This is a genomic window from Immundisolibacter cernigliae (genome assembly GCF_001697225.1).
Taxonomy (GTDB): Bacteria; Pseudomonadota; Gammaproteobacteria; order Immundisolibacterales; family Immundisolibacteraceae; genus Immundisolibacter; species Immundisolibacter cernigliae.
This window is the reverse complement of record NZ_CP014671.1, coordinates 1,190,204-1,215,647: the sequence shown is the minus strand read 5'-3', so window position 1 is coordinate 1,215,647 and position 25,444 is coordinate 1,190,204. Positions and strand designations below refer to the sequence as shown.

Annotated in this window: 28 protein-coding genes; 15 read left to right on the top strand and 13 right to left on the bottom strand. The window is 70.0% G+C overall.

The genetic code is table 11. The features are described 5' to 3' along the window. Positions 1-3 precede the first annotated feature (3 nt). Genes PG2T_RS05790 through PG2T_RS05770 form a run of 5 tightly spaced genes read right to left on the bottom strand, consistent with a single transcriptional unit; the run spans position 4 to position 4,301 of the window. Positions 4-648 (bottom strand): tetratricopeptide repeat protein, encoded by a 645-nt coding sequence (locus PG2T_RS05790; RefSeq protein ID WP_068803374.1) that lies wholly within the window; start codon positions 646-648, stop codon positions 4-6. 14 nt (positions 649-662) lie between these two features. Then, positions 663-1,451, bottom strand: a complete 789-nt coding sequence (locus PG2T_RS05785) for an SDR family oxidoreductase (protein WP_068803372.1) — start codon at positions 1,449-1,451, stop codon at positions 663-665. Then, positions 1,442-2,131, bottom strand: a complete 690-nt coding sequence (locus PG2T_RS05780) for a TenA family transcriptional regulator (protein WP_068803370.1) — start codon at positions 2,129-2,131, stop codon at positions 1,442-1,444. The genes PG2T_RS05785 and PG2T_RS05780 overlap by 10 nt, the downstream gene beginning before the upstream one ends. Beyond that, positions 2,128-3,633: an AMP-binding protein gene (locus tag PG2T_RS05775; RefSeq protein ID WP_145931015.1), complete on the bottom strand. Its 1,506-nt coding sequence runs from the start codon at positions 3,631-3,633 to the stop codon at positions 2,128-2,130. Before PG2T_RS05775 ends, PG2T_RS05780 begins: the two co-directional genes overlap by 4 nt. Then, complete coding sequence (locus tag PG2T_RS05770; RefSeq protein WP_068803368.1) at positions 3,627-4,301, bottom strand: thermostable hemolysin; 675 nt, start codon at positions 4,299-4,301, stop codon at positions 3,627-3,629. Before PG2T_RS05770 ends, PG2T_RS05775 begins: the two co-directional genes overlap by 7 nt. Positions 4,302-4,811: 510 nt before the next feature. On the opposite strand from PG2T_RS05770, the gene PG2T_RS05765 reads away from it, so the two are divergent. From PG2T_RS05765 to PG2T_RS05755, 3 genes are all read left to right on the top strand, one after another. Continuing rightward, a complete protein-coding gene (locus PG2T_RS05765) occupies positions 4,812-5,510 on the top strand; it encodes a class I SAM-dependent methyltransferase (RefSeq protein WP_236953303.1) in 699 nt (232 codons plus the stop codon). A gap of 347 nt (positions 5,511-5,857) precedes the next feature. Continuing rightward, entirely contained in the window at positions 5,858-6,448 is a 591-nt protein-coding gene (locus PG2T_RS05760) for a LemA family protein (RefSeq protein ID WP_068803363.1), read from the top strand. Positions 6,449-6,469: 21 nt separating this feature from the next. Beyond that, complete coding sequence (locus PG2T_RS05755; RefSeq protein WP_068803362.1) at positions 6,470-8,287, top strand: M48 family metallopeptidase; 1,818 nt, start codon at positions 6,470-6,472, stop codon at positions 8,285-8,287. A 241-nt stretch (positions 8,288-8,528) separates the two neighbouring features. Here the strand turns inward: PG2T_RS05755 and PG2T_RS05750 are convergent, their stop codons facing one another. From PG2T_RS05750 to PG2T_RS05740, 3 genes are all read right to left on the bottom strand, one after another. Continuing rightward, positions 8,529-9,488, bottom strand: a complete 960-nt coding sequence (locus PG2T_RS05750; RefSeq protein ID WP_068803360.1) for a dihydrodipicolinate synthase family protein — start codon at positions 9,486-9,488, stop codon at positions 8,529-8,531. A 151-nt stretch (positions 9,489-9,639) separates the two neighbouring features. After that, entirely contained in the window at positions 9,640-10,551 is a 912-nt protein-coding gene (locus PG2T_RS05745) for an NAD(P)-dependent oxidoreductase (protein WP_068803358.1), read from the bottom strand. 10 nt (positions 10,552-10,561) lie between these two features. Continuing rightward, positions 10,562-10,984: a cupin domain-containing protein gene (locus tag PG2T_RS05740; protein ID WP_068803356.1), complete on the bottom strand. Its 423-nt coding sequence runs from the start codon at positions 10,982-10,984 to the stop codon at positions 10,562-10,564. 104 nt (positions 10,985-11,088) lie between these two features. On the opposite strand from PG2T_RS05740, the gene PG2T_RS05735 reads away from it, so the two are divergent. Beyond that, a complete protein-coding gene (locus PG2T_RS05735) occupies positions 11,089-12,090 on the top strand; it encodes a TauD/TfdA family dioxygenase (RefSeq protein WP_068803354.1) in 1,002 nt (333 codons plus the stop codon). A 20-nt stretch (positions 12,091-12,110) separates the two neighbouring features. Here the strand turns inward: PG2T_RS05735 and PG2T_RS05730 are convergent, their stop codons facing one another. After that, positions 12,111-12,887, bottom strand: a complete 777-nt coding sequence (locus PG2T_RS05730) for an enoyl-CoA hydratase/isomerase family protein (protein WP_068803353.1) — start codon at positions 12,885-12,887, stop codon at positions 12,111-12,113. Between the two features lie 5 nt (positions 12,888-12,892). Continuing rightward, complete coding sequence (locus PG2T_RS05725; protein WP_068807817.1) at positions 12,893-13,381, bottom strand: GFA family protein; 489 nt, start codon at positions 13,379-13,381, stop codon at positions 12,893-12,895. A 216-nt stretch (positions 13,382-13,597) separates the two neighbouring features. Here PG2T_RS05725 and cysQ point away from each other — a divergent pair, with 216 nt between their 5' ends. After that, positions 13,598-14,407 carry a 3'(2'),5'-bisphosphate nucleotidase CysQ gene (gene cysQ / locus PG2T_RS05720; RefSeq protein ID WP_068803351.1) on the top strand — a complete coding sequence of 270 codons (810 nt, stop codon included), beginning with the start codon at positions 13,598-13,600 and terminating at the stop codon, positions 14,405-14,407. A gap of 280 nt (positions 14,408-14,687) precedes the next feature. Here the strand turns inward: cysQ and PG2T_RS05715 are convergent, their stop codons facing one another. The 3 genes from PG2T_RS05715 to flgA form a co-directional block, all read right to left on the bottom strand. Continuing rightward, positions 14,688-15,065, bottom strand: a complete 378-nt coding sequence (locus PG2T_RS05715; protein ID WP_068803349.1) for a flagella synthesis protein FlgN — start codon at positions 15,063-15,065, stop codon at positions 14,688-14,690. A 4-nt stretch (positions 15,066-15,069) separates the two neighbouring features. Continuing rightward, entirely contained in the window at positions 15,070-15,369 is a 300-nt protein-coding gene (gene flgM, locus PG2T_RS05710) for a flagellar biosynthesis anti-sigma factor FlgM (protein ID WP_158513153.1), read from the bottom strand. Positions 15,370-15,451: 82 nt separating this feature from the next. Continuing rightward, complete coding sequence (flgA, locus tag PG2T_RS05705) at positions 15,452-16,162, bottom strand: flagellar basal body P-ring formation chaperone FlgA (protein ID WP_158513152.1); 711 nt, start codon at positions 16,160-16,162, stop codon at positions 15,452-15,454. Between the two features lie 330 nt (positions 16,163-16,492). On the opposite strand from flgA, the gene flgB reads away from it, so the two are divergent. From flgB to flgK, 10 genes are read left to right on the top strand one after another with little or no spacing between them, the layout of a single operon-like run. Further along, entirely contained in the window at positions 16,493-16,885 is a 393-nt protein-coding gene (flgB, locus tag PG2T_RS05700) for a flagellar basal body rod protein FlgB (protein ID WP_068803343.1), read from the top strand. A 6-nt stretch (positions 16,886-16,891) separates the two neighbouring features. Then, the gene (gene flgC, locus PG2T_RS05695; protein WP_068803341.1) at positions 16,892-17,311 is read left to right on the top strand and encodes a flagellar basal body rod protein FlgC; all 420 of its coding nucleotides are present in this window, start codon (positions 16,892-16,894) and stop codon (positions 17,309-17,311) included. After that, positions 17,308-17,973: a flagellar hook assembly protein FlgD gene (locus PG2T_RS05690; protein WP_068803339.1), complete on the top strand. Its 666-nt coding sequence runs from the start codon at positions 17,308-17,310 to the stop codon at positions 17,971-17,973. Before flgC ends, PG2T_RS05690 begins: the two co-directional genes overlap by 4 nt. Before the next feature lie 33 nt (positions 17,974-18,006). After that, complete coding sequence (flgE, locus tag PG2T_RS05685) at positions 18,007-19,227, top strand: flagellar hook protein FlgE (protein WP_068803337.1); 1,221 nt, start codon at positions 18,007-18,009, stop codon at positions 19,225-19,227. Positions 19,228-19,233: 6 nt separating this feature from the next. After that, the gene (locus tag PG2T_RS05680; RefSeq protein ID WP_068803335.1) at positions 19,234-19,977 is read left to right on the top strand and encodes a flagellar basal body rod protein FlgF; all 744 of its coding nucleotides are present in this window, start codon (positions 19,234-19,236) and stop codon (positions 19,975-19,977) included. A 19-nt stretch (positions 19,978-19,996) separates the two neighbouring features. Then, the gene (gene flgG / locus PG2T_RS05675; protein ID WP_068803333.1) at positions 19,997-20,782 is read left to right on the top strand and encodes a flagellar basal-body rod protein FlgG; all 786 of its coding nucleotides are present in this window, start codon (positions 19,997-19,999) and stop codon (positions 20,780-20,782) included. Between the two features lie 13 nt (positions 20,783-20,795). Continuing rightward, positions 20,796-21,512: a flagellar basal body L-ring protein FlgH gene (gene flgH, locus PG2T_RS05670; RefSeq protein ID WP_068803331.1), complete on the top strand. Its 717-nt coding sequence runs from the start codon at positions 20,796-20,798 to the stop codon at positions 21,510-21,512. Positions 21,513-21,514: 2 nt separating this feature from the next. Further along, entirely contained in the window at positions 21,515-22,621 is a 1,107-nt protein-coding gene (locus PG2T_RS05665; protein ID WP_145931014.1) for a flagellar basal body P-ring protein FlgI, read from the top strand. A gap of 3 nt (positions 22,622-22,624) precedes the next feature. Further along, on the top strand, positions 22,625-23,518 hold the full coding sequence (gene flgJ / locus PG2T_RS05660) for a flagellar assembly peptidoglycan hydrolase FlgJ (RefSeq protein ID WP_068803329.1): 894 nt from the start codon (positions 22,625-22,627) through the stop codon (positions 23,516-23,518). Then, positions 23,515-25,443, top strand: coding sequence for a flagellar hook-associated protein FlgK (gene flgK, locus PG2T_RS05655; RefSeq protein ID WP_068803327.1), 1,929 nt, complete (start codon positions 23,515-23,517; stop codon positions 25,441-25,443). Before flgJ ends, flgK begins: the two co-directional genes overlap by 4 nt. Position 25,444 lies beyond the last annotated feature (1 nt).

The window sequence follows — 25,444 nt, the reverse complement described above, 5'->3', positions numbered from 1 at the left end:
CGCTCATTTTGCGCGCACCTTGGCCAGCAGCTCGGCGATCTCCTTCTGGCGCCCACGGTCGGCCAGCTCCCGGCCGGGGCGCGGTGCTGCCTTGGCGGCGCGCTGCAGGTAGGTTTCCGCCTCGGCGCGGTGGCCGTGCTCGAACAGGAACTGGCCGTAGAAAAAGTTGGCGTCGATGCCGTCCGGGTTGATCCGCAGGGCCTCCTGCAGCAGCGACTGCGCCTTCTTTTCGTTGCCGAAACCGACCGGCCAGCCGGGCACCTTGGAGTACAGCGTGCCAAGGCTGGTGTAGGCGGAACCGTCGAGCGCCGCCGGGTCGATCTCCATCGCCCGCTCCAGATCGGCCTTGGCGGCCTTGGCGATACCCAGCGCGCCCAGTCCGCCCTTGGCGCCGGCCAGCGTGGAACGAATGATGCCCGACCAGATCCAGCCCTCGGCACGCTGCGGGTGGCGGCCGGTCAGCGCCTCGGCGTCCTGCACCAGCAGCACCAGGGCGGCCACGCGCGGCTTGTCGCGCAGCTCGTAATTGGCGACCGCCCAGCGCTGCTGCAGCTCGGCGAGCTCCGTCAGCAGCGCGTCGTTCGCCAGCGCCCGACCGCTGATCAGCAGCAGCCAGGTGGCCAGCGTCCAGGCAATGCGTCGTGACATGTGCTTCTCCAGTGTCAGGGGGCAAGGATGCGGCGGATGACCGGCAGCTGCCGGGCCAGCGCGCGGTCGAGCAGGCCCGGCAGCAGGCCGTTCAGGAACGCGAACAGCCGCTCCGGGCGGCCGATGCCGGCCCGCGGCCGCTCGCTGCGCAGCTGCCGCACGAGGGCATCGGCCACCACGGCAGGGCTGTCGATGCGGTTGCCGAGCGCCGCGTTCAGGGCGTTCACCCGCGCGTCGTTGATGGCCGTGGCGGTCGCCCGCGGCGCCAGGTGCAGGACCCCGACGCTGCTGTCGGCCAGTTCCCGCCGCAGGGCCTCGCTGAAGCCGCGCAGGCCGAACTTGCTCGCGCTGTAGCCGACGAAGCCCGGATAGCCGATGGCGCCGAAGGCCGAGCCGACATTCACGATCAGGCCGCGCGGCGCCTGCCGCAGCAGCGCCAGCAGCTGGCCGGTGAGCAGCATCGGCGCCAGCAGGTTGGTGGTGAGCAGTTCGGTCAGCAGCGCCGGTGTCTGTGCGTCGAACGACCCGAAGGCGCTGATGCCGGCGTTGTTGATGAGGATGTCGATGCCGTCCGGCAGCGCCGCGCAGCAGCGCTGCACGCGCTGCCGGCCCTCGTCGCTGGCAAGGTCCGCGGTGACGGTCAGGTGCTGGCCGCCGAGCCGGCCGGCGAGCGCCTGCAGCGCCTGCGCGTTGCGGCCCACCAGCACCAGGCGCACACCGGCGCCGGCCAGCGCCTCGGCCATCGCGCTGCCGATGCCCCCGGCGGCACCGGTCAGCACGGCCGTTTTGCCGTTCAGGTCCATGACACCACCTGCGCCGGGTCGCTCAACGTGGCCGGTGCATCCAGGCTGCGGAAGATGTCCCCGTACAGGCGGTAGAACATGCCGGCGGCGTGGATGATCAGGGCCTGCTCCGCCGGCGCCTCGATGCGGTTCATGAGGCCCTCGAACAGCGCCACGTGGTCTTGGTCCAGGGCGCCGTGGGAGCGCAGGTAGCTGAAGGCGGCGTCCGGCAGGCCGAGTGCCTGCTGCATCGCGCTGGCCGCGTTATGGGCGATGGCGACGCTGGTGCCTTCGAGCACCTGCACCATGCCGAAGAAACCGAGCGGATTGACGCGCTGCACCGTGTCGTAGGCGTAGGCCACCATCAGTTCGGTGGCCGGGCCGGGCGTCGAGCGGCGCACCGCGTCGCGGTCGACGCCGCAGGCGACCAGATCGTCCAGCACCCATTCCTCGTGGCCGAATTCCTCGCCGATGTATTCGACCACCGCCGCGCGCAGCCAGGCCTTGTCGTCCGCCAGCCGCGCGCCGACCGCCATCAGCAGCGGCACGGTGTGCCTGACGTGGTGGTAGGCCTCGGTCAGGAAGGCGACGTAATCGGCGCGCCGGATTGCGCCCCGCAGGGCGCGCCCGAGGATCGGCGCCGCCAGCAGTTCGGCGCGTTGGGTGGCGGTCCGGTCCTGAAGTTGCTGATAAAAGCTCATTCCGTGCACAGCTCCTGGGTGTCATACAGCGCGGCGATCTGCGCCGCGTAGTGGCGGGCGATGGCGTCCCGCCGCGGGCGGCCGTTGCCGGTCAGCAGCCCGTCGGCCGCGGACAGCGGCGCGGGCAGGCGATGCCAGGCGTGGATGCGCGCGTAGTCCGGCAGGCGCGCGTTGACCGCCGCCAGCCAGTCGTCGATGGCCGCGTCGGGCGTGCCGGTGTCGCATGGCCACAGCAGGGCCACGCAGTGCGGGCGAGCGGACCCGAACAGCACCGCCTGCCCCAGCAGCGGGCCGGCCAGCAGCTCGGCTTCCACCCACTCCGGGCTCAGGTTGCGGCCGAAGCTGGTCACGATCAGGTTGTCGCGCCGGCCCTGGACCTGCACGAAGCCGTCCGCGTCGAGGCCGCCCAGGTCGCCGGTGTGAACCCGCTCGGGGCGCCAGCTTTCCGGCGCGCCCAGGTAGCCCAGAAAACTGCTGCCGGAAACCGTCAGCTCGCCGTCGCGCACGCCCAGCCGCAGATGCGGCAGCGGCCGGCCGGCAGTGCCGGGCCGGTCGGCTGCGGGGGTGTTCAGACTCACCACCGAGGCGCATTCCGACAGCCCGTAGCCTTCGTATACCGGCAGGCCGCCGCGGCGCGCGGCGACGATCAGCGACACGGGCACCCGCGCGCCTCCGACGGCGACGAAGCGCAGCGAGGCCGGCGCCCGCCAGCCGCGCTGCATGGCCGCCACCAGGGCCTGCAGCAGCTGCGGCACCAGGATCATGCTGTGCGGGCGGTGGCGATCGATGGCCGTGGTCAGCGCGGCGGCATCCACGCCGCTGCTGCCATGCAGGCCAAGCTCGGCCAGGCCCGGCACGACCACGCTGCCGCGCGACAGCAGCGGCGCATAGACGCCGCCGACGTTCTCCAGCAGCGTCGCCAGCGGCAGCAGGCACAGGTGGCGCACGCCGGGCAGGGCGATCATTTCGGCCAGGGACTGCGCCACCCGCAGCGGGTGCTCGGCGGACAGGCACACGCCCTTGGGCGTGCCGGTCGAGCCGGAAGTGAAGGTGATCTTGGCCGTTCCAGACGGCATCCGTGCCGGCCCGGGCGCCAGGCGCCACAGTGGCAGGCCGGCCAGTTCACCGGCCGCCTGTGCGGCGCCCGCAAGCGGGCTGCCCGGCCAGTCCGGTCGCGGTGCCGCCAGGGCATCGATGCCGGCGGTGGCAAACACATGGGCGAGCTGCTGCGGCGCGAAGAACAGCGGCAGCGGCACCAGACGCACGCCCGCCTGCTGGCAGGCCAGGTCGATGACGATCCAGGCCGGGCCGTTGTCGGCGCGCAGCGCCAGGGTGCGCACTGCGGCCCGCTGCAGGGTGGCTGCAGCGCGTTCCACGGCCGCCACCAGTTCGTGCGCGGTCAGCGCCTCGGATGAACCGTTCACGAGCGGCGCCCTGGGCTGCAGCGCGGCGCGGCGCAGCAGTTCCCGCCACAGGGTCGAATGCGGCAGCGGATTCACCACGGCGCAGCGGCGATGACATCGAGCGCATCCGCGTAGCCGGCAAGCTGCGCCGCGAGCGCCGGCTGGCGCCGTATGAGCCGGCCGCCGATGGCCAGATCGCCCACCGTCAGCATCGGTTCGGCGTCGTAATAGCGGCCCCAGGCCGCGCGCTCCTGGCCCAGCCGCGCCGGATCGGCAGGGGCCAGCACGCGCAGCGCAAAGCCCATGTCCCGGATCAGCTCGCGCACCTGTCGGGTGGCCGTGAACACGATCCAGCGCAAACCGCGGCGGCCGAGCGCCTCCACCAGCAGCGTGATCAGCAGGCGGCTGGCGCGCTGACTGGTGGCCGCCAGGTTGCCGATTTCGACCACGCTGCCGCGCTGCACCGGCTGGCGCATGGCGCAGGCGATCGCGCCCTCGATCGGGCTCTCGAGGTAGCGCTCCAGGAACAGCGTGCCGGCGCCGGCCGGCCGAAAGCCCAGGGCCGAGGCGAAGGTCTCCCCCCGCTGCGCGGCCAGCAGCCAGGGCATGAAGCCGCTGACGCGGGCGTCATGACACTGCGCGTAGCGGCGCGCGATGTAGTCCTCGACGCCGGCACGGGGCCGATCCGGTGGGTACAGACGCACATCGAACAGCGCCGCCGGGCGGTTGCCGACGGCAAGCTCGGCACGGTTCGCGCAACTTTGCATACCGGTGGCTCCTGGCGTGATCGCCTGATAACGCCGGCCACACTAGAGCGCGCGGCTTAAGGGCGCCTTAACCGGACCGCCGGGGCCCGAATCGCCGTTGGATGCGGCACAGCGCGGGGCCGGGCTGCCGAAATCACCGGCCGCAAAGCCAGCCATCGGAAACCTTGGGAGCCCCGCCGCGGCGGGGATCAGCTCCGTGCCGGCGGTCATCGCGCAGCGAAGCCGTGCTCCAAGGGGATGACCTGCATTTCGTAGGAGCGGGCCATGCCCGCGACCGCAGGGCCGGGAGCGCACATGCACGGTCGGAATCGACGCAGACGCACGTCGGGATGCCACAACGGACCAGGGGTCATTCCAGAGCGCCACACAGGCCCGGATCATTGCAGTCGCGGGCATGGCCCGCTCATACAAGAATTTTTCCCGGCGGCGGGCGTCGAACGATCCTTGATGGATTCATGCGGGCTCTGCGTTAAGGCCCGCTTAAGCCTTTGCTGCGTAAGGTGACTGCACATGCCCCGCAACCCCGCCACAAACATGACCGCCGCAGTCCAAGCCAAGCCACCGTTCTCGGACAAGTACGACCTCGCCCTGGCGCGGGCCTATCTGGAAAAACACCACCGCGGCCTGCGCCGTCGCCTGACCACCTGGCGTGAAACCCACCTGGCCGGCCGCGCCCTGAAGCTGGCCGGCAATCCGGAATCGGTGCTCGACATGCCCTGCGGGGCGGGCCGGTTCTGGCCCGTGCTGGCCAGTAACCCGACCCGTCGCCTGTTGGCCGGGGACGTGAGTCCGGCCATGCTGCAGATCGCCGCCGGTGCCGCCGAGCCGGCCGTGCTGGCGCGGTTCGAGACGCTTGCGCTGATGGATGCCTTTGCCCTGGACCTGCCCGATGGGGCCGTGGAGCACGTGCTGTGCATGCGGCTGCTGCACCACATGGCGACGGCTGCCGATCGCTTGCGGATTCTTCGCGAGCTGCACCGGGTGGCGCGCCGTGGCGTCACCGTCAGCCTGTGGGTGGACGGCAACCTGCAGGCGCGTCGCCGGATGCGGCAGAATGCGCGCACCACGCGCGCCGACGGTTATCGCCGGGTGGTCAAGCGCGCCGTCATCGAGGCCGAATTGGCCCAGGCCGGCTTCGTGATTCGCCGCCGCCTGGATGTGCTGCCGGGCCTGTCGATGCTGCGCCTGTACGTGCTGGACAAGGTCTGAGCGCGACGCGCGAAGCACTCTCGCGGCCGGCGTAGGTCGGCCGCCCGCGCTGACCCGAACCTGTCATCGCGCCAGCATGGCTGGCGACTGAAATTCCCCTCGGGAAGCGCCGAATAAATCCATCCTGGATTTCTCGGCGCGTCCAGTCCAGAACCCTTGTGGGAGCGCAGCTTTGCTGCGCGATGATCGCCCGGCACAGCCGGGCTCCTACAGCCGCTGATTTTGGCAGCGCGTCCCTGCGCTGCGGGGAACGCTGAATACTTCAGCGCTCCCCTCGCTGCTACAGTCCCCGCGCCGGCGGCCGATCACCTGCCGGTATCGGTCAATCATCCGGGGAGTAATCGCGCATGGCCCGTCTGCTGGGTTTTCTGCTCATTGTTGTGGCGCTGCTGCTGGTCGGATTCTTTCTGATCTACAACCGGCTGGTGACGCTGCGCAACCGCTACCGCAACGCCCACGCGCAGATCGACGTGCAGCTGCTGCGCCGTCACGATCTGGTGCCGAATCTGGTCGAGACGGCCCGCGCCTACCTGCAGCACGAGCGCGCCACGCTGGAGGCGGTGATCGCCGCCCGCGGCGCGGCGGTCGACGCCGGTCAGAAGGCCGCCGCGCAGCCGGACAGTGCCGCGGCGATGGCGGCGCTCGGCCAGGCAGAGGCGGCGCTGGGTGGCGCGCTCGGCCGGCTGATGGCGGTGGTGGAGCAGTACCCGGACCTGAAGGCCGACGCCACCATGGCGCGCCTGAGCGAGGAACTGGCGTCCACCGAGAACCGCCTGGCCTTCGCCCGCCAGGCCTACAACGACGCGGTGATGACCTACAACACGGCGCTCGAAGTATTTCCGAACGTGCTGGTCGCCGGCAGCATGGGCTTTCGGGCGGCCGGCTTCTTCGAGCTGGACGACACCGCCGTGCGCGCGCTGCCGCAGGTCAGCTTCTAGGCCAGTCTCGCCAGCGACGGCATGGATTTTTTCGCCTACCAGCAGCAGGCGCGCCGTTACAGCGCCCTGCTGCTGGCGCTGTTCACGCTGGCCGTGCTGGGCCTGGTGCTGGCGCTGAACCTGCTGGTGGGCTGGCTGGTGGTGATCGGCGACCTGCGTCACGACTATCGGCACCTGGCCGACCTGCCGCCGGTCATTTACGGCTGGACCACCGCCATCACGCTGGCCCTGATCGGCGCCGGCACGCTGCGGCGGCTGTGGGAACTGAGCGCCGGCGGTCCGGTGGTGGCGCGCCTGGCCGGCGCCCGCTGGGTGGCGCCGGACGCCACCGACGCAGCGCGCCGGCGCCTGCTGAACGTGGCCGAGGAAATCGCCGTGGCCAGCGGCCTTGCCATGCCGCGCATCTACCTGATGCAGGACGAGCCGGGCATCAACGCCTTCGCCGCCGGCCGCGGCCCGGCCGATGCGGTGATCGCGGTCACCCAGGGCTGTCTGGAGCGGCTGGATCGCGACCAGCTGCAGGGCGTGCTGGCGCACGAGTTCAGCCACCTGCTGCACGGCGACGGGCGCCTGAACATCCGCCTGCTCGGCCTGCTGCACGGCATCACCGCGCCCGGCGCGCTCGGCCTGTGGCTGGTGCATTCGGCCACGCCGTCGCTGAGCAGTCGCGGCCGTTTGGCGCGTGGCGGTTTCCCGGGCCAGCTGCTGGTGGGCGGCCTGCTGGCGGCGGTCGGCTACCTGGGCGTGTTTCTGGCGCGCCTGATCCGCGCCGCCGTGTCGCGCCAGCGCGAACACCTGGCCGACGCCGCGGCGGTGCAGTTCACGCGCAATCCGCGCGGCCTGGCCGGGGCGCTGCGCCGGGTGCGCGACGAGGCTGACGGCGCAATGCTGCGCACCCGCCAGGCGGAAGCCTTCAGCCACATGCTGTTCGCCACGCCACACCGCACCTGGTTCAGCCGCCTGCTGGCCACCCATCCGCCGCTCGATGAACGCATCGCCCGCATCTACCCGCTGTTCGAGCGGCCCAGCAAACGGGAGCAGAACCTGGACAACAGTCCGCCATCGGCTGCTGAGCCCGTCACCGTGCCGGCGGCTTCGTTGGCCGGCCGGGTCGGTGAAATCGATCTCGCCGGCCTGGGCTACGCGGCGTCCCTGATCGGCGCCATACCGCCGCCGCTGCGCGAGGCCACGCAGACCGGCAGCGGCGCAATGGCCTTGCTGTGCGGCCTGTTGGCCGACCAGGACGAAACGCGCACACCGGCCCGGTCGGCCGTGCTGGGCCACACCGTGGCCGTGTTCGCGGATCAGCTTGGAGCGGCCGCGCGCCGTCTGGGGCCGCGCTTTCGTCTGCCGCTGGTCGATCTGGCGCTGCCGGCCCTGCAGGCGCAACCGCCGGCATGGCGCCAAAAACTCGTCGATGACCTGCAGACGCTGGCCGGCGGCGCATCCGGAAACTGGCCGCTGCTGGCCTTGCTGCGCCACCACCTGCTGCCATCGGCGCACACCCGGGGCAGCCCGCAAGCCGAGCCGGACGACATCCGGCAGGTGCTGCGCACGCTGGCCGACTGCGCCAGCGCCGGTGCGCCGAACGCCTACGCCGCCGCCTGCGCGCAGCTCGACCTGCCGGCCCTGCCGATGACGGTCGCGCAATCCGCGTTCAACGGCGCGCTGCAGCGTCTGGCGGGCGCGCCGCTGATGCAGCGCCTGCGACTGCTGTCGGCCTGCGCGCTGGCAGTGAGCCACGACGGCGTGGTGGAAGTCGCGGAACTGGAACTGCTGCGCGCCATCGGTGCGGCTCTGGACTGCCCGTTGCCGCCGCTGGCGGGAACGGACGGTTGAACAATCGATACCCGTTACGGAAACGATCGCGGGATCGCACCTCGCCCGCGACCTTTCAGGTTGTCGTGCCGGTGCAGTCTGGGGCACGGGGCCGGCTGTGCGGTCGCGGCCATGGGCCGCTCCTACGAATCAGGGCACGGCGCAATTTCTGGTAGAAGTCGCGGCCTCGGTGTGACGAAACGCTTTTTTTGTAGGAGCGGGCCATGCCCGCGACCGCGACACTTGGTACGCGTGGCCCGCCTCAGCCGTACTTGCCGCGCAGCGCCTTCCAGCGCCGGCCGCACTCGCGCGCACCCTGCTCGATGGTGTCCGGGATCACGTGATACGGCGGGCGGATCGGCCCGGCCTTGCAGTAGCCGGACTCGTCGAAGCGGATTTTTTCCAGCTGGATGTTGTAGGACGCGAACTCGGCCATGCCGCCCGGCGGGAAGAAGGTCTGCATGGTGTAGCCGATGTCGGTGTCGATGGCCTTGGCGCGGGCCCAGTCACCGGCATCGATGGCGTCGCGCAGCGCCAGCGCCGGCTCCGGCCCCATGCTGGCCTCGGTGGCCCAGAAGGCGATGTTGTGTTCCGGCTCGATGCGCGCCATGGCATAGGCGCCCGCAATGTGCGGCAGGAAGCGGATCTTGCCCTGCGTCATGCCGATCAGCGCGCTGATCATCGGGTCCGGGCCGTGCTTGGTGCAGATCACGGTCGGCGCGCGGCGCGCCACCTGCGCCCAGAACGGCGGCGGGAAGTTGAAGCGAAACGCGCCCGGATTGTCGTAGGCCATGATGGCCAGCTGCGGGAACGCCTCGGACATGTCGGCGTAGAACTGCACCGCCATGTCCAGCGTGCACGGCTGCCACATGGGCAGGCCCAGCATGGTGCCGTCGGCGCCCAGGTCCAGGATGAAGCGGTTGCGGCGCACGATCTCGTGCGTGCCCAATGCAGTGGTGCCCACGAACAGCGGCACGCGCTTGCGGACCGTTTCGATCACGCAGGCGGCGGCCTGTTCCCACTCGCTGTTGGTCAGCGTGGCGCACTCGCCGGTGGTGCCCATGGCCACCATGCCGTTGACGCCGCTTTGCACCAGCGCCTCGGTCAGGCGCGCCAGTTCGTCCAGGTCCACCGTGTCGGTGGCGTCCCAGCGCTCGGCGCCGGGTTTGGACGGTGTCGGGGTGATGGCGTACAGGCCCTTGATGTCGTTCACGCTGAGCATGGCTTGGTCCTCCTGTGATTCACGTAGATCGATTTGTGTAGGAGCCCGGCTTGCCGGGCGATGCCGCGCAGCGGCGCTTCTGTGTTTGGGACTGCGAGGACGTGGGAACCAGGCTGCGCCGGCGATCCTGTCGCGCGGCAAAGCCGCTCCCCTACTCCACCGGCGTGCCGTCCAGCCGCACGCCGGCCCATTTCTGCATCACGTCGACCTGGCGCAGGATGTCGGCGCCATAGCCCTGCTCGCGCACGAACAGCTCGAACAGGTGAAAGATGTGGTCGGTGACCAGCGCCGGCACGTCCGAGCGGCGCGCGAACTCGGACATATGGCGCAGGTCCTTGGTCATCAGGCCAAGCTGGAAACCGCCCTCGACGCCGGGCGTGAGGGCGAAATCCGGATGCCGGCAGAAGAAATTCATGCCGGTGCCCTTGTCCAGCACCTGGGCGGCCATTTTCACGTCGATGCCGTGCTTGGCGGCGATCAGCAGACCCTCGATGGCGGCCACGCCGGCGGCCGAGCCGACCATGTTGTTGACCATCTTCACGATCTGGCCGGCGCCCAGCGGGCCGACGTGATAGACGTAACGCGCCATGCGTTCCAGGATCGGCCGTGCCTGGGCGACGTCCGCCTCGCCGCCACCGACGCAGAAGGTCAGTGCGCGCTTGGGCAGCGCCTTGGCGCCGCCTTCCTCGCCGGTGATGGCTGCATCGACGTAGCGCACGCCGGCTGCGGCCAGTTCCGCGGCAATTTCCTTCGTGCGCTCCGGATAGCCGGAGGTGGTGTCCACCACCAGCAGGCCACGGCTGGCGCCTTCGATGAGGCCGCCCGGTCCCAGGCAGGCCGCGGCAACGGCTTCCGACTGCGGCAGGGACAGCAGCACCAGCGTGCTGGCCTCGGCCACCGCGCGGGCCGAGTTGTGGCCCGTCACGCCGGCGTGTTCGGCCGCGTTCGCGGTGCGTGCGCCGTCCAGGTCGTAGGCATGCACGGCATAGCCGTCCTCGGCCAGCAGGCGCGCCATGTTGGCGCCCAGGCTGCCCAGGCCGATCACGCCGATGTGTTGGCTCATGTGCGCCGCCTCAGTATTTGTGCACGACGCCGTCGACAACCCGCGCGTACTCGCCGCCGGCCGTGGTGGTGATGCCGAAGTAGGAAAGCGGCGTCTTGCCGGTGTTGCGGATGCCGTGCACCTGGTTGCGCGGAATCACCACCGTCTGCCCGGCCTTGATCGGGTACTCGGCGTATTCGGCCGTGCCGGGCTGGCCCTTCAGGTAATGGCCTTCGCCTTCGACGATCACGAAACAGTGCGCGGCGTAGGGGTGGGAGTGCGACTCGTTGGCCTGGCCGGGCAGCAGATTCCAGGACACGATGCCAAGATCCTCGCTGTCGGCGTACACCGGCACGACGTTGGCCTTCTCCTCGGAATACTTGGCGAACTGGAGCGGGTCGAGCGTGCCGGAGGGCAGGGTCTCGGGCGTCAGCATGCCGGGCATGGGTTTCATGGCGTTTCTCCTCAGGGGCAATGGGCGGGGCGGCCTGCTGGCCGGTCGGTCGTTCAGCGGCATATCATCACGGCCAGGGCGGCACCGAACAAGGGGGAGACACCATGAGCCTGCACCGACCCGTCACCGGCGCCTGCGTGTGGCGCGGCACCGACTACCGCGACCCGGCCGACTGGGTTTATACCCTGTCCGGCGAGGCACTGGCCGACATCGACCGCGCGGTGCGCCGCGTGCGCGACGGTGGCCTGAGCCTGGACGAAGTCACGCCTGAGGTATTCGACCTGCCGGCGCTGGCCGGCGACCTGCGCCACATGGCCGACATCCTGCACCGCGGTCGTGGCTTCGTGCGCCTGCAGGGCATCGACCGGGCGCGCTACAGCGACGATGAACTGGGCATCATCCTGTGGGGCCTGGGCTCGCACTTGGGAGTTGTGGTGTCGCAAAGCCAGCGCGGCGATCGCCTGGGCCACGTGCAGGATCGCGGCGAGGTCGGCCGCTACTACGGCATCGGCGGGCCGATCGAGGTGCACATGGACCCCGTGGACGTGACCGGCCTGATGTGTCTCACGCCGGCCATGCAGGGCGGTGCCACGCCGCTGATGAGCTCGTTTGCCGTGCACAACGCCATCCTGGCCGAACGGCCGGACCTGATCGAGCCGCTGTACCGCGGCTTTCACTACGGCAGCGAGACGGTCATCAAGAGCGATCAGCCGGCGGTGACCGGGCACCGCATTCCGGTGTTCAGTTTCCTGACCGGCGAGCCGGACTGCTTTTTTCTGCCAGCGGCCATCCGCGGGCCAAACGGCGAGCCGCGTGAGGCGCTGCCCGCCATCGAACAGGAGGCCATCGCCTGCCTGCAGGCGGTGGCCGGGCGCCCGGAAATGAAGATCGACATGGTAATCGACCCGGCCACGGTGCAGTTCGTCAACAACCGCGTGCTGCTGCACGCGCGGGCGGATTATCGGGACTGGCCGCAGGGCGACCGCAAGCGCCACCTGCTGCGCATGTGGCTGATGATGCCGGGCTGGCCCAAACGCCCGCCCGAGGTGCAGATGCTGCGCAGCACCGACCGCGCCGGCGGAGGTATTGCCAAGGCCGAGGCCTGAAGTGGTTTAAGTCGACCCTCTCAGCGCCCGGTCCACTTTGGCGGGCGCTTTTGCATGAACGCCGCCAGGCCTTCCTTCTTGTCCGCCGTCTCGCACAGGCCGGCCTGCGCGAACTTCTCCATGGCCAGACCCGCCGCCAGGCTGCCTTCCATGCCGGCATGCACCATCGCCTTCATGTAGCGCGGCACCAGCGGCGCGAAGCTGGCCAGGTGCTCGGCCATGCGCTGCACGGTCGGCAGCAGATCGGCGTCGTCCACCAGGCGCGTGACCAGGCCGATGTGCAGTGCCCGTTCGGCGTCGATCGGCTCGCCCATCAGCAGCATGTCGAGCGCCCAGGCGCGGCCGACCAGGCGCGGCAGGCGCTGCGTGGCGCCGCCGCCGGGAATGATGCCGAGCTTGCCCTCCGGCGTGGCAAAGCGGGCATTGCGGCCGGCCACGCGCAGATCGCAGCCCAGCGCTACCTCCAGCCCGCCGCCGAAACAGATGCCGTTGATGGCGGCGATGGTCGGCTTCGGACACCGCTCCAGGCGCTCGGCCACGCCCTGCATGATCGGTTCCAGCGCCTTGTTCAGATCGCGATGCACCACCTCGGCCAGGTCCGAGCCGGCGGCAAAGGCCTTGTCCCCGGCGCCGGTGATGGCGATGACCCGCACCGCCGGATCATCCGCCGCGGCGGCGATGGCCACGTGCAGCTCGTCCACCGTGCCCAGCGAAATGGCGTTCAGCTTGGCCGGGCGGTTGATGGTGATCAGCGCCAGCGGGCCGCGCGTTTCGTACAGCAGGTTCTCGTAACTCATCGGGGTCAGTCGGTGATCAGACCGTGGCGACGGTGCCAGTCGATCAGTGCCTCGTCCGGATAGTCCGGAAAGTGCCGGTCGGCCGCGGTTTCGGCCGGCACCGGCACCCAGGCCGGCTTGCTGTCCAGCATGATGTGGCAACGCTCCGGCGGCGCCGGCAGCGGCGTGTCGATGCACGAGGCGAACGGGTGCAGCAGCTCCGGCCAGCGCGGATCCCACACCCACAGCGCGCTGGCGCACTCGCGGCAGAAATGCCGCTCGCCGGGACTGCGCTCGCTGCGCACCGGGTGGTCCATGAAGGCGCGGTACACGCCGACGTGCTCGCGGCCCTCGACCTTCAGGCTGTCCGCCTCGGCGTGCAGGTTGATGGCGAAACCGCCGCCGCCCTGCGTCTTGCGACAGATCGAGCAGTAGCAGTGCATGTACGGATAGGGCGCGTGGCTTTCGACCGAAAAGCGCACCGCGCCGCAGTGGCAGGAAGCTTCGAGCAGCATGGCAAAACCCTCGGCGGCCAATGAGTCGGCACATGGTAGCGGCCTGGCCGGGAGGCGGTGTGCGTGGCCTGCACCTCGCCGCTCGAAAGCACGGCCGGTGTGGGCGGGACCGTGACCGAACCTGTGAATACAGTGGCTGACGCGACCTTGCGCCCGGAATTCTCGCTGCCGGCCTTCTGGCGGACAATTCGCGCTGCAACCCCACGAGGAGTTTTCATGGTTTCCAGCACCGACCTTGCCGGCCTGCTGCCGGTGGTGATCGACATCGCCCATCGCGCCGCTGGCGCCATCCTGGAGGTGTACGACGGCGAGTTCACGGTCGAGCACAAGGATGACCGCTCGCCGTTGACGGCCGCGGACCGGGCCGCGCACGGCGTGATCGTGGCGGCGCTGGAGGCGCTCACGCCGCAGTGGCCGGTGTTGTCCGAGGAGTCGGTTGCCGTTCCGTACACGCAGCGCCGGGCCTGGCAGTGCTACTGGCTGGTCGATCCGCTGGACGGCACGCGCGAGTTCGTGAAGCGCAACGGCGAGTTCACGGTCAACATTGCGTTGATCGACGCCGGCCGGCCGGTGCTGGGTGTGGTGCAGGTGCCGGTGCGCGGCGAGGTGTACGCGGCGGCCGAGGGGGCAGGGGCCTGTCACGTGTCGGCCACTGGCGAGCGGCGCGCATTGCAGGTGAGTACCTACCGTGGCGGACCGCTGCGGGTGGTGGCCAGTCGCTCGCACGCCAGCCCGGAACTGGCGCAGCTTCTGGATGCGCTGCCCGGGCACCGGATCGTGTCCATCGGCAGTTCGCTCAAGATTTGCCTGGTGGCGGCCGGGGAGGCGGATTTCTATCCCCGCCACGGGCCGACCAGCGAGTGGGACACGGCGGCCGCGCAGTGCGTGCTGGAGCAGGCCGGCGGGCAGTTGACGGATTTTCGGCTGCAGCCGCTGCGCTACAACAAGGAGTCGCTGCTGAACGTGCCGTTTCTGGCGTTTGGCGCTGGCGAGCGGCCCTGGCAGGCGGCGCTCGAGAACGGGTAAAGGAAGCGTCAAGACGTAAACGCTTCCCGCAGCGCAGGGAAGCGCTGCCAAAATTCAGCGGCCGCAAGCTGCTGGTTTTGTGAGCCTTTTGTGAGCCATCGGAAAACTGTAGGAGCCCGGCTTCGCCGGGCGATGATCGCGCAGCGAAGCTGCGCTCCCACAAGGTTTTCCGATGGCGGGCGCTGGGAAATCCAGGATGGATTAATTCAGCGCTTCCTGAACGCGGCGTCCGGAGCCGGTCGCGTGCTCGAAACGCCCCGCGGGGCGTGCGGCTGCGGTTTCAGACGCTGGCGATGTGCCGGCCGCCCGGATGGGTCTGGGTCTGGCCGCGGGCGCCGTATACCGTGGGGCCGGCATCGTTGCCCGACAGCACGCGCATGGCGCGCGTGAGCATGCTCTGCTGCAGGTGCAGCAGTTCGCCGTTGCGCCGGTTCAGGTCGTGGCAACGCCGTGCCAGTTCGGCCGTCGGGGCCGGCAGGCTGGCGTCCCCGGCCGGCAGGCCAAGGCTGGCGAGGGTGCCGGTCAGCGCGCGTTTGCGTTCGGCGATGCTGACCACTGCCGCCGCGTCTGCCTGGCGCAGGGCGGCGTATTCCTGTTCCAGCAGTCCGACCAGGGTGCCCAGCAGGTCGTGGCCGGTCGGGGCCGCGGGTGTCGGCACTGGCTTATCCAAGGGCCGCGCGATCCTGCGCGAGCAGGCCATCGGCGATGGCCTGCGCGTCGACCCGGTAGCTGCCGTTGGCGATCGCGTCGCGCAGCGCCGCCACGCGAACGCTGTCGACGACCGGCGTGGCGGCGACCGCTGCCTGCAGGTCCTGCAGCTGGCGGGCGCCGTCGGTCAGGTCGACGCTGTCGTCGGCGGCCGGCTGCGGTGCCGCGGGCGCGCTGCCGGCGGGCAGCGGGCGGGCGGGCGCGGCATCGGCCTTGTGAATGTCTGCGGTGGCTGAGGTGGGCCCGATTTCCATCATTTTTGACTCCGGCTGAAACGCTGCGGACGCGTTGGATGTCCGCTTATCGTCGGGGCCGGCAGGAACTTTAGCAACGCCGTCAAAATTCCACCGTGACCCGCCCGTCGCCGGTCACGGTGCCGTGAACGACGCGTTTCGAGCTCAGGTTCTCGACCGCGATCCGCTCGCCGGCACCGCCACTGGCCATCGCCCGGCCGTTGGCGTGGATGACGAAATTGTCGCTTTGCAGCTGCATCATCACAGGATCGCCCCGGCGCACCAGCACCGGCGCCTGCAGCAGCGCTGGCGCCAGTCGCTCGCCGCTGGCGATACCGCGGCGCAAGGCCTGGCCCAGCGCAGCGGACTCGTCGAGCAGGTACTGGCCGTTGAGCGCGCCCAGTTCCAGCGTCTGCCGGCGCAGGTCGCTCGCCTGAATGCGGTGGCCGCGCGGCAGCGGCCTTGCCGCCACCAGTACGTCGGCCTTGGCCTGCACGCTGACCGGCAGGTGCACTGCCCATCCGGGCGCGCCCGGGCAGGCCACCCGCACTACGGCCCGGCCCGGCAGCCGCGTCTGGCCGGTCAGCTTGGCCGCCAGGGGGGCCGGACAGTTGGCCAGGCGCAGGCGCGGATCGGGATTGGCGACCGTTGCCGTCGGATTATTGACGCCGGCCTCGCGGGCCGCCGCCAGTGCCGCGCGGCGGGCGGCGTCCACCAGGGTGCTCGGCGCCTGCACAGCCGACGCGCTGGCGCTGCAAAGCAGCAGGACGAGCGCCAATGGGCGCGTGGCTGCAGGTCGGTTTGGGCGCTGCATGGCTGTGTCTCCGTGAATGACGGGCGGCTGCCAGATGCGGGCGCGGCCGCGTCGGGTCTTGCAAGGGCAAAGCACGCGCCATGCCATGCCCCTGCCATGCCATCAATGCCGGCATTCACGACACACGCCCTCGCGATGGCCGTCTGCCGCAGCCCGGTCGGCGTCGGCAATCCGTCGCCGCCGGGCCGGCAAGCCCTTGCCGACAGGCTTTTGCAGCCGCTTCCGGGGGTCCTGTGAAAGTTCGGAAATCCTGATAACAAAAGGCTTTCAGGCACTCTGGCCCGATGCGTGCTTTTGCCGGTCCCAGACGCAGACCGCCGGGAGTTCGGCATGGCAAACCTCATCGACCAGGCATTCGGCACTCACGCCACGGCGCTGCAACTGCGCGCCGAGCGCGCGCAGTTGCTGGCGGCCAATCTGGCCAATGCCGACACGCCCGGCTTCAAGGCGCGGGACATCGATTTCAAGCAGGCGCTGGCCAGCGCGCAGGGTGGCGCCGGGCCGCTGGTGACGACACAGGCCAATCACCTGGCCAGCCTGGATGCGGGCGCCTCGACCAAGGCGCTGTACCGCACGCCGCTGCAGCCGTCCCTGGACGGCAACACGGTGGACGTGGCGACCGAGCAGGCGGCGTTTGGCGAGAACTCGAATCGGTACCTGGCCAGCCTGACGTTTCTGAACGGCCGCATCCGCGGCCTGATGACCGCCCTGCGCGGGGAGTGATGAGCCATGAGTGACTTTCGGATGTTCGGCACGCTGGGCTCGGCGCTCGCCGCCCAGACCGTGCGCCTGAACACGGTGGCGAGCAACCTGGCCAATGCCGACCAGGCCGCCGGCAGCACGGATGCGGCCTACCGGGCGCGCGTGCCGGTGTTCGCGGCGGTGCTGGATCAGGCGCAGCGCGACGGCTCGACCGTCGGCGTGCAGGTCCGGGGCGTCGCCGTCAGCGACGAGCCGCCGCGCGTGGAATACCAGCCCGGCCACCCGCTGGCCGATGCGCAGGGCTACGTCTACTACAGCAACGTGCGGCCGGTGGAGCAGATGGCGGACATGATCTCGGCCTCGCGCTCCTACGAAGGCGCGGCGCAGGCGCTCGGCACCGTGCAGGAACTGATCCAGCGCACCTTGCGCCTGGGAGAAGGCGCATGAACGCCGCCGACTCGCTGACCGCCGCCGGTCTTCGCAGCAGCGACACGCTGGCCCCGCCCAAGGAACGGCGCACGGTGCTGAACCAGGAAGACTTCATGACGCTGTTGTCCACGCAGCTGAAATTCCAGGACCCGAGCAAGCCGATGGAGGCCAACGAAATGGTCGCCCAGATGGCGCAGCTGAGCATGATGACCGGCATCAGCGACCTGAAGGACCAGCTGGCCGGACTGTCGCAAAGCCTGACCTCCAGCCGTGCCTCGCAGGCTGCGCAGCTGGTCGGCCGCGAAGTGCTGCTGGATGGCGAAGCGATGCTGCTGCCGTTGGGCGGTCCGCTGACCGGCGCGGTCAACCTGCCGGCCAACGCGGCCGACCTGAAGCTGAGCATTTACGACCCGGCCGGCCGTCTGGTGCGCCAGGTCACGCTCGGTCCGCAGCCGGCCGGCATCGTGCGCTTTGCCTGGGACGGCAGCCTGCCCGACGGCACCAATGCCGCGCCGGGGCAGTACCGGGTGTTTGCCGATCCGGGTACCGGCGAGTCGGTGCCCACGCTGGCCGCCGGACGTGTCGACAGCGTGCTGCTGGGCAGCGACGGGCAGGGCGTGCAACTGGTCGTGGACGGCTACGGCCTGACCGACCTTGGCGCCGTCAAGCAGGTGATGTAAGCGGCCCGCGGGCCATTCATTCAGGAGACAGTCATGGCTTTCGAAACGGCAATCAGCGGCCTTAACGCCGCCACCACGCAGCTGGACATCGCCAGCAACAACATCGCCAACGTGAACACCAACGGCTTCAAGCAGTCGCGGGCGGAGTTCTCGGACATCTTCACCGGCAGCAACCTGGGCGTGTCCTCGCTGGCGGTCAGCCGCGGTGTGCGCACGGCGGCCATCAACCAGCAGTTCGACCAGGGCAACATCAAGTCGACCAACAACAACTTCGACCTGGCGATCTCCGGCGGCGGCTTTTTCATGCTCGACGACGACGGCGGCACCGTCTACTCGCGCGCCGGCGCCTTCGGTGTGGACCGCTCCGGTTTCGTCACCAACAGCGCCAGCCAGAAGCTGATGGCCTTCCAGGTGGATGCGGCCGGCCTGCCGGCGGGCACGCCGCTGCCGCTGCAGATCGACACCTCCGACGTCGCGCCCAACGCGAGCAGTTCGGTCATGGTGGGCGTGAATCTGCGGGCAGCGGCGCCGACCATTCCGCTGCCTTTCGACCCGACTGTGGCCGGCAGCTACACCAACTCGAGCTCGATGACCTTCTACGACTCGCTGGGCAACAGCCACGACGGCGTGCTGTATTTCGTCAAGACCGCGCCGAACACCTACGCCACCCACCTGCTGCTGGACGGCACGGAAGTGACGCCATCCGCTGGCGGCACCATCACCTTTGGCACCGACGGCAAGATCGCCACCCCGGCGACTGGCCAGATTGCGTACGCGCCGACCACGGTGGCCGGCGCCGCCGACATGAACCTCACGCTCAACTATGCCGGCGGTACGCCGACCACCCAGTACGGCGACACCTACAGCGTGAACGCGCTCGACCAGGACGGCTACAGCACCGGCCGCCTGGCCACCATCAGCATCGACGAGACCGGGCGGGTGTTTGCCCGCTACACCAACGGCCAGTCGCGCCTGCAGGGGCAGGTGGCGCTGGCCAATTTCGCCAACTCGCAGGGCCTGCGCCAGGCCGGCAACAACGCCTGGGTGGAAACCTTCGCCTCGGGCATTCCGCTGGTCGGCACCGGCGGCTCGGCCCGCCTGGGCGTAATCCAGTCCGGCGCGCTGGAGGACTCCAACGTCAACCTGACCGAGGAGCTGGTCAAGCTGATCATGGCGCAGCGGAATTTCCAGGCCAATGCGCAGGTCATCCAGACCGAAGACTCGGTCACCCAGTCGCTCATCAACATGCGCTGATAAGCCATGGACCGCCTCGTCTACATCGCGTCTGCCACTGCCGCGCGGCTTGAAACCGCGCAGGCGGTGGCCGCCAACAACCTGGCAAACGCCAGCACGACCGGCTTCAAGGCCGACCTGCTGGCCAGCCGGGCGGCCCTGCTGCAGGGCGACGGCTGGGACAGCCGCGTCTACGCGCCGGTCACCGGCGTGGGTCTGGATGCCAGTGCCGGGGCGGTGAATCCGACCGGCCGTGATCTTGACCTGGCCATCGACGGCCAGGGCGCGCTGGCCGTGCAGGCCGCCGACGGCACTGAGGCCTACACCCGCGCCGGCAACCTGCGGGTCAGTGCCGGCGGCCTGCTGGAAACCGCCAATGGCCTGCCGGTGCTCGGCGACGGCGGGCCGTTGCTGATCCCGCCCTACCAGAGCATCAGTATCGGCCGCGACGGCACGGTGTCGGTGGTGCCGGACGGGCAGGGGCCCGAGGCGCAGGCGGTGGTCGGGCGCATCAAGCTGGTGAATCCGCCGCCGGACAGCCTGCAAAAGGGCGGCGACGGCACCTTGCGGCCTGCCGACGGCGGCACGCTGCCGGCCGATGCGGCGGTCAGGCTCACGCCCGGCGCGCTCGAAGGCAGCAACGTCAGCGCCGTCGGCGCGATGGTGCAGATGATCGAAACCAGCCGCCAGTACGAGCTGCAGGTGCGCCTGATGCAGGCCGCCGAGAAGGCCGACCAGGCCAGCAGCCGCCTGCTGTCACTCAACGGTTAACCGAAAAAGGAACCCCGCCATGAACCAGGCCCTGTGGATCGCCAAGACCGGCCTCGACGCGCAGCAGACGCGCATGGAGGTGGTGTCCAACAACATCGCCAACGTGAGCACCACCGGCTTCAAGCGCGAGCGGGCCGTGTTCGAGGACCTGCTGTACCAGAACATCAGCCAGGTCGGCGCCAGCTCCACGCAGGACACGCAGCTGCCGAGCGGCTTCTCGATCGGCACCGGCGTGCGCGTGGTGGCGACCGAAAAGCTGCACAGCCAGGGCAACCTGACCAACACCGGCAATCCGCTGGACATGGCCGTGCAGGGCAAGGGTTTCTTTCAGATTCTGATGCCCGACGGCAGCCTGGCCTACACGCGCGACGGCAGCTTTCAGGTCAACCAGGACGGCCAGCTGGTCACCTCCAGCGGCTACCAGGTGCAGCCGGCCATCACCGTGCCGGAGGGCGCGCAGAGCATCACCGTCGGCTCCGACGGCACGGTGTCGGTGCTGCTGCCCGGCTCGGCGGCCGCGACGCAGGTCGGCAGCCTGCAACTGACCAATTTCATCAACCCGGCCGGCCTGCAGGCGATCGGCCAGAACCTGCTGCTCGAATCCGGTTCCAGCGGCGCGCCGCAGACCGGTACGCCGGGCCTGAACGGCCTGGGCACGCTGATGCAGGGCTCGGTGGAAAGCTCCAACGTCAACATCGCCGAGGAGCTGGTCAACATGATCGAGACGCAGCGCGCCTACGAGATGAACTCGAAGGCCATCCAGAGCGCCGATCAGATGCTGCAGTTCGTCACCAACAACCTGTAGCGGCCTGACGACCATGACCCGCATCGCGTTTGTCCTGATGGCGACGGCACTGCTGGCCGGCTGCGCCGGCTTCGAGCACAAGCCCGACCCGCACTATGCCGCGAGCTACCCGGAGCCAACCGCGCCCGTCCCGGCCGTGCCCAGCGGCTCCATCTATCAGGCCGCCTACCAGCCGGGCGCGACGCTGTACCTGTTCGAGGACGTCAAGCCGCGCCGTGTCGGCGACGTGCTGACCGTGGTGCTGGACGAAGAAACCAGCGCCAGCAAGGCGGCCAAGACCGGCACCGACAAGAAAAACAGCACCGACATCAGCAATCCGACCCTGCTCGGCTCGCCGGTCGAGTTCAGCACGCCCGGCTTCCTGCCGCTGGCCAGTCACAGCGGCAATGGTCTGGGCACCTCGCTGGAGGCCGATCGCTCGTTCTCCGGCAGCGGCAACGCCAGCCAGAGCAACCGCCTGTCCGGCAGCGTCACCGTCACGGTGGCCCAGGTGCTGGCCAACGGCAACCTGGTGATCCGCGGCGAGAAGTGGCTCAAGCTGAACCAGGGCGAGGAGTACGTGCAGATTTCCGGCATCGTGCGCCCGGCCGACATCCGTCCGAACAACACCGTGCTGTCCACGCAGGTGGCCGACGCCCGCATCGCCTACACCGGCAAGGGCGCCATCAACGACGCCAACGTCATGGGCTGGCTGGCCCGCTTCTTCTCCAGCGCCCTGTTCCCGTTCTGAGGATGACCGCCATGCACCGCCTGATCGCCGCCGTCATGCTGCTCGCCTTGGCCCTGCCGGCCGGCGCCGAGCGCATCAAGGACCTGGCCGGCATTGCCGGCGTGCGCAGCAACCAGCTGATCGGCTACGGCCTGGTGGTGGGCCTGGACGGCACCGGCGATCAGACCAGCCAGACGCCGTTCACCATCCAGAGCCTCCGCAACATGCTGGCGCAGTTCGGCGTGGTGGTGCCGCCCAATGTCAATCCGCAGCTCAAAAACGTCGCCGCGGTGGTGGTGCATTCCAGCCTGCCGGCCTTCGCCCGCACCGGCCAGACCATCGACATCACCGTCTCGTCGCTGGGCAATGCCAAGAGCCTGCGCGGCGGCAGTCTGCTGCTGACGCCGCTCAAGGGCGCCGACGGGCAGGTCTACGCCATGGCGCAGGGCAGTGTGGCGGTGGGCGGCCTGGGCGTGTCGGGTGCCGATGGCTCCAAGATCAGCGTCAACGTGCCCAGCGCCGGCCTGATTCCGGGCGGCGCCACCGTCGAGCGCGAGGTGGTCAGCCCGTTTGCGGCCGGCGGCCCGCTGACGCTGCAACTGAACCGGGCCGATTTCACCACCGCCAACCGCGTCACCGACGCCATCAACCGGACCCTGGGGGCCGGCACCGCAGTCAGCCGCGATGCCGCCGCCATCGAAGTCCAGGCGCCGCAGGACCCGCAGCAGCGGGTGGCTTTCGTGTCGATCATCGAGAACCTGAGCGTCGATCCGGCCGCCGCCCCGGCGCGGGTGGTCATCAATACCCGCACCGGCACGGTGGTGATGGGCGGCGACGTGCGCGTGTCACCGGCCGCGGTGTCCCACGGCAGCCTGACCGTCACCATCGCCGAGCGCGCCGATGTCAGCCAGCCGGCGCCGTTCTCGGATGGCCGGACGGTGGTCACGCCGCGCAGCGAAATCGAAGTCACCGAGGAAAAGAAGCCGATGTTCCTGTTCGGTCCCGCGGTCACGCTGGCGCAGGTGGTCGAGGCGGTCAACCGCGTCGGCGCCGGCCCGTCGGACCTGGTGGCGATCCTGGAGGCGCTGCGCGAGGCCGGCGCCCTGCGCGCCGAGCTGGTGGTGATCTGAGCCATGCTGCCCGGTGCCGTCTACACCGATCCGAACGCGCTGGCGGGCCTGAAGGCCGCCGCGCGTGCCGATGCCGGCAACGCCGCGCCGGAGGTGGCGCGCCAGGCCGAGGCGCTGTTCCTGGGCGAGCTGCTCAAGACCCTGCGCAGCAGCGGCTTCGGGCCGGGCCTGCTGGACGGCCCGCAGGCCGAGATGTATCGCGACCTGCTGCATCGCCAGCTGGCGATGGACCTGAGCGCGCACGGCGGACTGGGCTTTGCCGATGCCATTGCCGGCGCCGTCGGCGGCACGCCGGGCACCGCTGCCATGCCAACAGCGAGCCTGGGCGGCTTGCCGCGCGGTCTGGCCGGCTTGCCGCCACTGAGCCGGCCGGATATGCGAGCCACTGGCGCCAAGACGGGCGACTTCGATTCCCAAAGCGCCTTCGTGACCGAACTGTGGCCGCACGCGCAGCGGGTCGGCCAGGCGCTGGGCATCGACGGGCGGGTGATCCTGGCGCAGGCGGCGCTCGAGACCGGCTGGGGCGAGCGCCTGCCGCGCGGCGCCGATGGCCAGCCCAGCCACAATCTGTTCGGCATCAAGGCCCATGGCTGGGGCGGGGCGGTGGCGCGGGTGCCGACGCTGGAGTTTCGCGACGGCGCCCTGCGGCGCGAGACGGCCGACTTTCGCGCCTACGGTTCCTACGCCGAGGCCTTCGACGACTACGCGCGCTTTCTGACCGAAAACCCGCGTTACCGGCAGGCGCTGGCGGCTGGCGACGCGAGCGGCTTTGCCCGCGGCCTGCAGGCTGCCGGCTACGCCACCGATCCGGCCTACGCGAGCAAGATCCTGCGCGTCATGGGCAGTCCGCTGCTGGCCGATCTTGGCCGCTCCACCGACACCGGGGGCCTGGCATGAGCGCCATTGACATCGGCGTATCCGGGCTGCTGGCCTTCCAGCGCTCGCTGGACGTCACTGCCCACAACATCAGCAACGTCGCCACCGACGGCTACAGTCGCCAGCGGGCCGAGATGGCACCCGCTGCGGCGCAGTTCCTGTCGGAAAATTACTACGGCAACGGCGTGCAGGTGGCCACGGTGCGGCGTTCCTACGACCGTTTCGTCACCGCCGAGATGTGGGGCCAGACCTCGGCGCAGCGGTCCCTGCAGACCTATGCCGACATGACGCAGCGCGTCAGCCAGCCGCTGGCGGATGCCTCGTCCAGCATGCAGGGGGCGCTGTCGGATTACTACGCGGCGCTGCGGGCGGTGGCGGCCTCGCCGCAGGATGCCTCGGCCCGCCAGGTGGCGCTGGCGAACATGCAGATGCTCAGCACCCGCGTGCATACCCTGGACAGCTCGCTCGCGTCGCTGGATCAGGAGGTCAACGGGCGAATTGCCGCCACGGTCAGTCAGATCAGCGCCTTGGCCACGCAGATTGCCGATGTCAACGCCCGCATTGCAGCGGCCGGCACGGCGCCGCCCAATGACCTGCTCGACAGCCGCGACCGCATGATCGGCGAGTTGGCCACCAAGACCGCCGTGCAGGTGGTGGCGCAGCCGGACGGCACGGTCAACGTACTGGTCGGCACCGGCCAGTCGGTGGTCACCGGCACGCAGGCGTTCACGCTGGTCACCGGCGCCAACCTGTACGACCCCAGCCGGCCGGAGATCTACCACGCCGGCAGCAGCGGCAGCGCCGCGGTGACCGAGCAGCTGACCGGTGGTGAACTGGGCGGACTGCTCGATTTTCGGCGCCAGGTGCTGGACCCGGCGCGCGCCTCCATCGGCCGCATCGTGACCGGCGTGGCAATCGCCGGCAATGCCCAGCACCGGCTCGGTCTGGACGCCTACGGCGAGCTGGGCGGCGACCTGTGGGCGGACCTGTCGGGCGCACCCCAGGTTTTGCGCAGCGGCGCCAACACCGGCGACGGCGTGGTCAATGCCACCATCAGCGACGTGGCCGGGCTGAGCGACAGTCGCTACCGGCTGGCGCGCGACGCCGGCGGTTACACGCTGACCCGTCTGAACGACGGCACGGTGGTCGATCTGGACGCTCTCGGTTTCCCAGGCATCCCGCCAGGCACCCCGGTAGAGGTGGACGGTGTGACGCTGAGCCTGGCCTCCGGGGCGATGGCGGTGGGCGACAGCTTTCTCATCGACCCCACCGGCGACGCGGCACGGCAGTTTCGCCTGGCCATCACCGACCCGGCGCGCCTGGCCCTGGCCGGGCCGGTGCGCAGCGCGGCGGGCAACGGCAACACCGGCACCGGCCTGATCGGCGCGCCGACGACGCTGTCCCTGCCGACGCCGCCGGGCGACCTGCTCGGCCCGGTGACCATCACCTTCACCTCGCCGACCACCTTTAACGTGACCGGCAGCGGTGCCGGCTTGCCGGCGACCGGCGTGGCCTACGACCCGGTTGCCGGCGCCACCATTGCCTTCAACGGCTGGAGCGTGCGCCTGGACGGCAAGCCGGCGCCCGGCGACGTGTTCACGGTGGCGCACAACGTCGGCGGCAGCGGCGATGGCCGCAACGCCCAGGCACTGGCCGGCCAGGAATCGAAACAGATTCTGGAAGGTGGCCGCGCCAGTGCCCTGAACAGCTACGCCGGCCTGCTGGCGCGGGTCGGCAGTGCCGGCCAGCAGGCGCGCATCGGCGCCGACGCCCGTCAGGCGCTGGTCGATCAGGCCCGCAGCGCCCGCGAGGCGGTGTCCGGCGTCAACCTGGACGAGGAGGCCGCCAACCTGGTGCAGCTGCAGCAGGCCTATCAGGCGGCATCACAGGTCATCGCCATCAGCCAGACCCTGTTCGCTTCACTGATCAACGCGGTAGCCAACTGAC

Excerpts from the sequence above, each read along its gene's own strand:
- PG2T_RS05790 (WP_068803374.1), bottom strand. The coding sequence starts at position 648 with ATGTCACGACGCATTGCCTGGACGCTGGCCACCTGGCTGCTGCTGATC.
- PG2T_RS05785 (WP_068803372.1), bottom strand. The coding sequence starts at position 1,451 with ATGGACCTGAACGGCAAAACGGCCGTGCTGACCGGTGCCGCCGGGGGC.
- PG2T_RS05780 (WP_068803370.1), bottom strand. The coding sequence starts at position 2,131 with ATGAGCTTTTATCAGCAACTTCAGGACCGGACCGCCACCCAACGCGCC.
- PG2T_RS05770 (WP_068803368.1), bottom strand. The coding sequence starts at position 4,301 with ATGCAAAGTTGCGCGAACCGTGCCGAGCTTGCCGTCGGCAACCGCCCG.
- PG2T_RS05765 (WP_236953303.1), top strand. The coding sequence starts at position 4,812 with ATGCCCCGCAACCCCGCCACAAACATGACCGCCGCAGTCCAAGCCAAG.
- PG2T_RS05760 (WP_068803363.1), top strand. The coding sequence starts at position 5,858 with ATGGCCCGTCTGCTGGGTTTTCTGCTCATTGTTGTGGCGCTGCTGCTG.
- PG2T_RS05755 (WP_068803362.1), top strand. The coding sequence starts at position 6,470 with ATGGATTTTTTCGCCTACCAGCAGCAGGCGCGCCGTTACAGCGCCCTG.
- PG2T_RS05750 (WP_068803360.1), bottom strand. The coding sequence starts at position 9,488 with ATGCTCAGCGTGAACGACATCAAGGGCCTGTACGCCATCACCCCGACA.
- PG2T_RS05745 (WP_068803358.1), bottom strand. The coding sequence starts at position 10,551 with ATGAGCCAACACATCGGCGTGATCGGCCTGGGCAGCCTGGGCGCCAAC.
- PG2T_RS05740 (WP_068803356.1), bottom strand. The coding sequence starts at position 10,984 with ATGAAACCCATGCCCGGCATGCTGACGCCCGAGACCCTGCCCTCCGGC.
- PG2T_RS05735 (WP_068803354.1), top strand. The coding sequence starts at position 11,089 with ATGAGCCTGCACCGACCCGTCACCGGCGCCTGCGTGTGGCGCGGCACC.
- PG2T_RS05730 (WP_068803353.1), bottom strand. The coding sequence starts at position 12,887 with ATGAGTTACGAGAACCTGCTGTACGAAACGCGCGGCCCGCTGGCGCTG.
- PG2T_RS05725 (WP_068807817.1), bottom strand. The coding sequence starts at position 13,381 with ATGCTGCTCGAAGCTTCCTGCCACTGCGGCGCGGTGCGCTTTTCGGTC.
- cysQ (WP_068803351.1), top strand. The coding sequence starts at position 13,598 with ATGGTTTCCAGCACCGACCTTGCCGGCCTGCTGCCGGTGGTGATCGAC.
- flgM (WP_158513153.1), bottom strand. The coding sequence starts at position 15,369 with ATGGAAATCGGGCCCACCTCAGCCACCGCAGACATTCACAAGGCCGAT.
- flgA (WP_158513152.1), bottom strand. The coding sequence starts at position 16,162 with ATGCAGCGCCCAAACCGACCTGCAGCCACGCGCCCATTGGCGCTCGTC.
- flgB (WP_068803343.1), top strand. The coding sequence starts at position 16,493 with ATGGCAAACCTCATCGACCAGGCATTCGGCACTCACGCCACGGCGCTG.
- flgC (WP_068803341.1), top strand. The coding sequence starts at position 16,892 with ATGAGTGACTTTCGGATGTTCGGCACGCTGGGCTCGGCGCTCGCCGCC.
- PG2T_RS05690 (WP_068803339.1), top strand. The coding sequence starts at position 17,308 with ATGAACGCCGCCGACTCGCTGACCGCCGCCGGTCTTCGCAGCAGCGAC.
- flgE (WP_068803337.1), top strand. The coding sequence starts at position 18,007 with ATGGCTTTCGAAACGGCAATCAGCGGCCTTAACGCCGCCACCACGCAG.
- PG2T_RS05680 (WP_068803335.1), top strand. The coding sequence starts at position 19,234 with ATGGACCGCCTCGTCTACATCGCGTCTGCCACTGCCGCGCGGCTTGAA.
- flgG (WP_068803333.1), top strand. The coding sequence starts at position 19,997 with ATGAACCAGGCCCTGTGGATCGCCAAGACCGGCCTCGACGCGCAGCAG.
- flgH (WP_068803331.1), top strand. The coding sequence starts at position 20,796 with ATGACCCGCATCGCGTTTGTCCTGATGGCGACGGCACTGCTGGCCGGC.
- PG2T_RS05665 (WP_145931014.1), top strand. The coding sequence starts at position 21,515 with ATGACCGCCATGCACCGCCTGATCGCCGCCGTCATGCTGCTCGCCTTG.
- flgJ (WP_068803329.1), top strand. The coding sequence starts at position 22,625 with ATGCTGCCCGGTGCCGTCTACACCGATCCGAACGCGCTGGCGGGCCTG.
- flgK (WP_068803327.1), top strand. The coding sequence starts at position 23,515 with ATGAGCGCCATTGACATCGGCGTATCCGGGCTGCTGGCCTTCCAGCGC.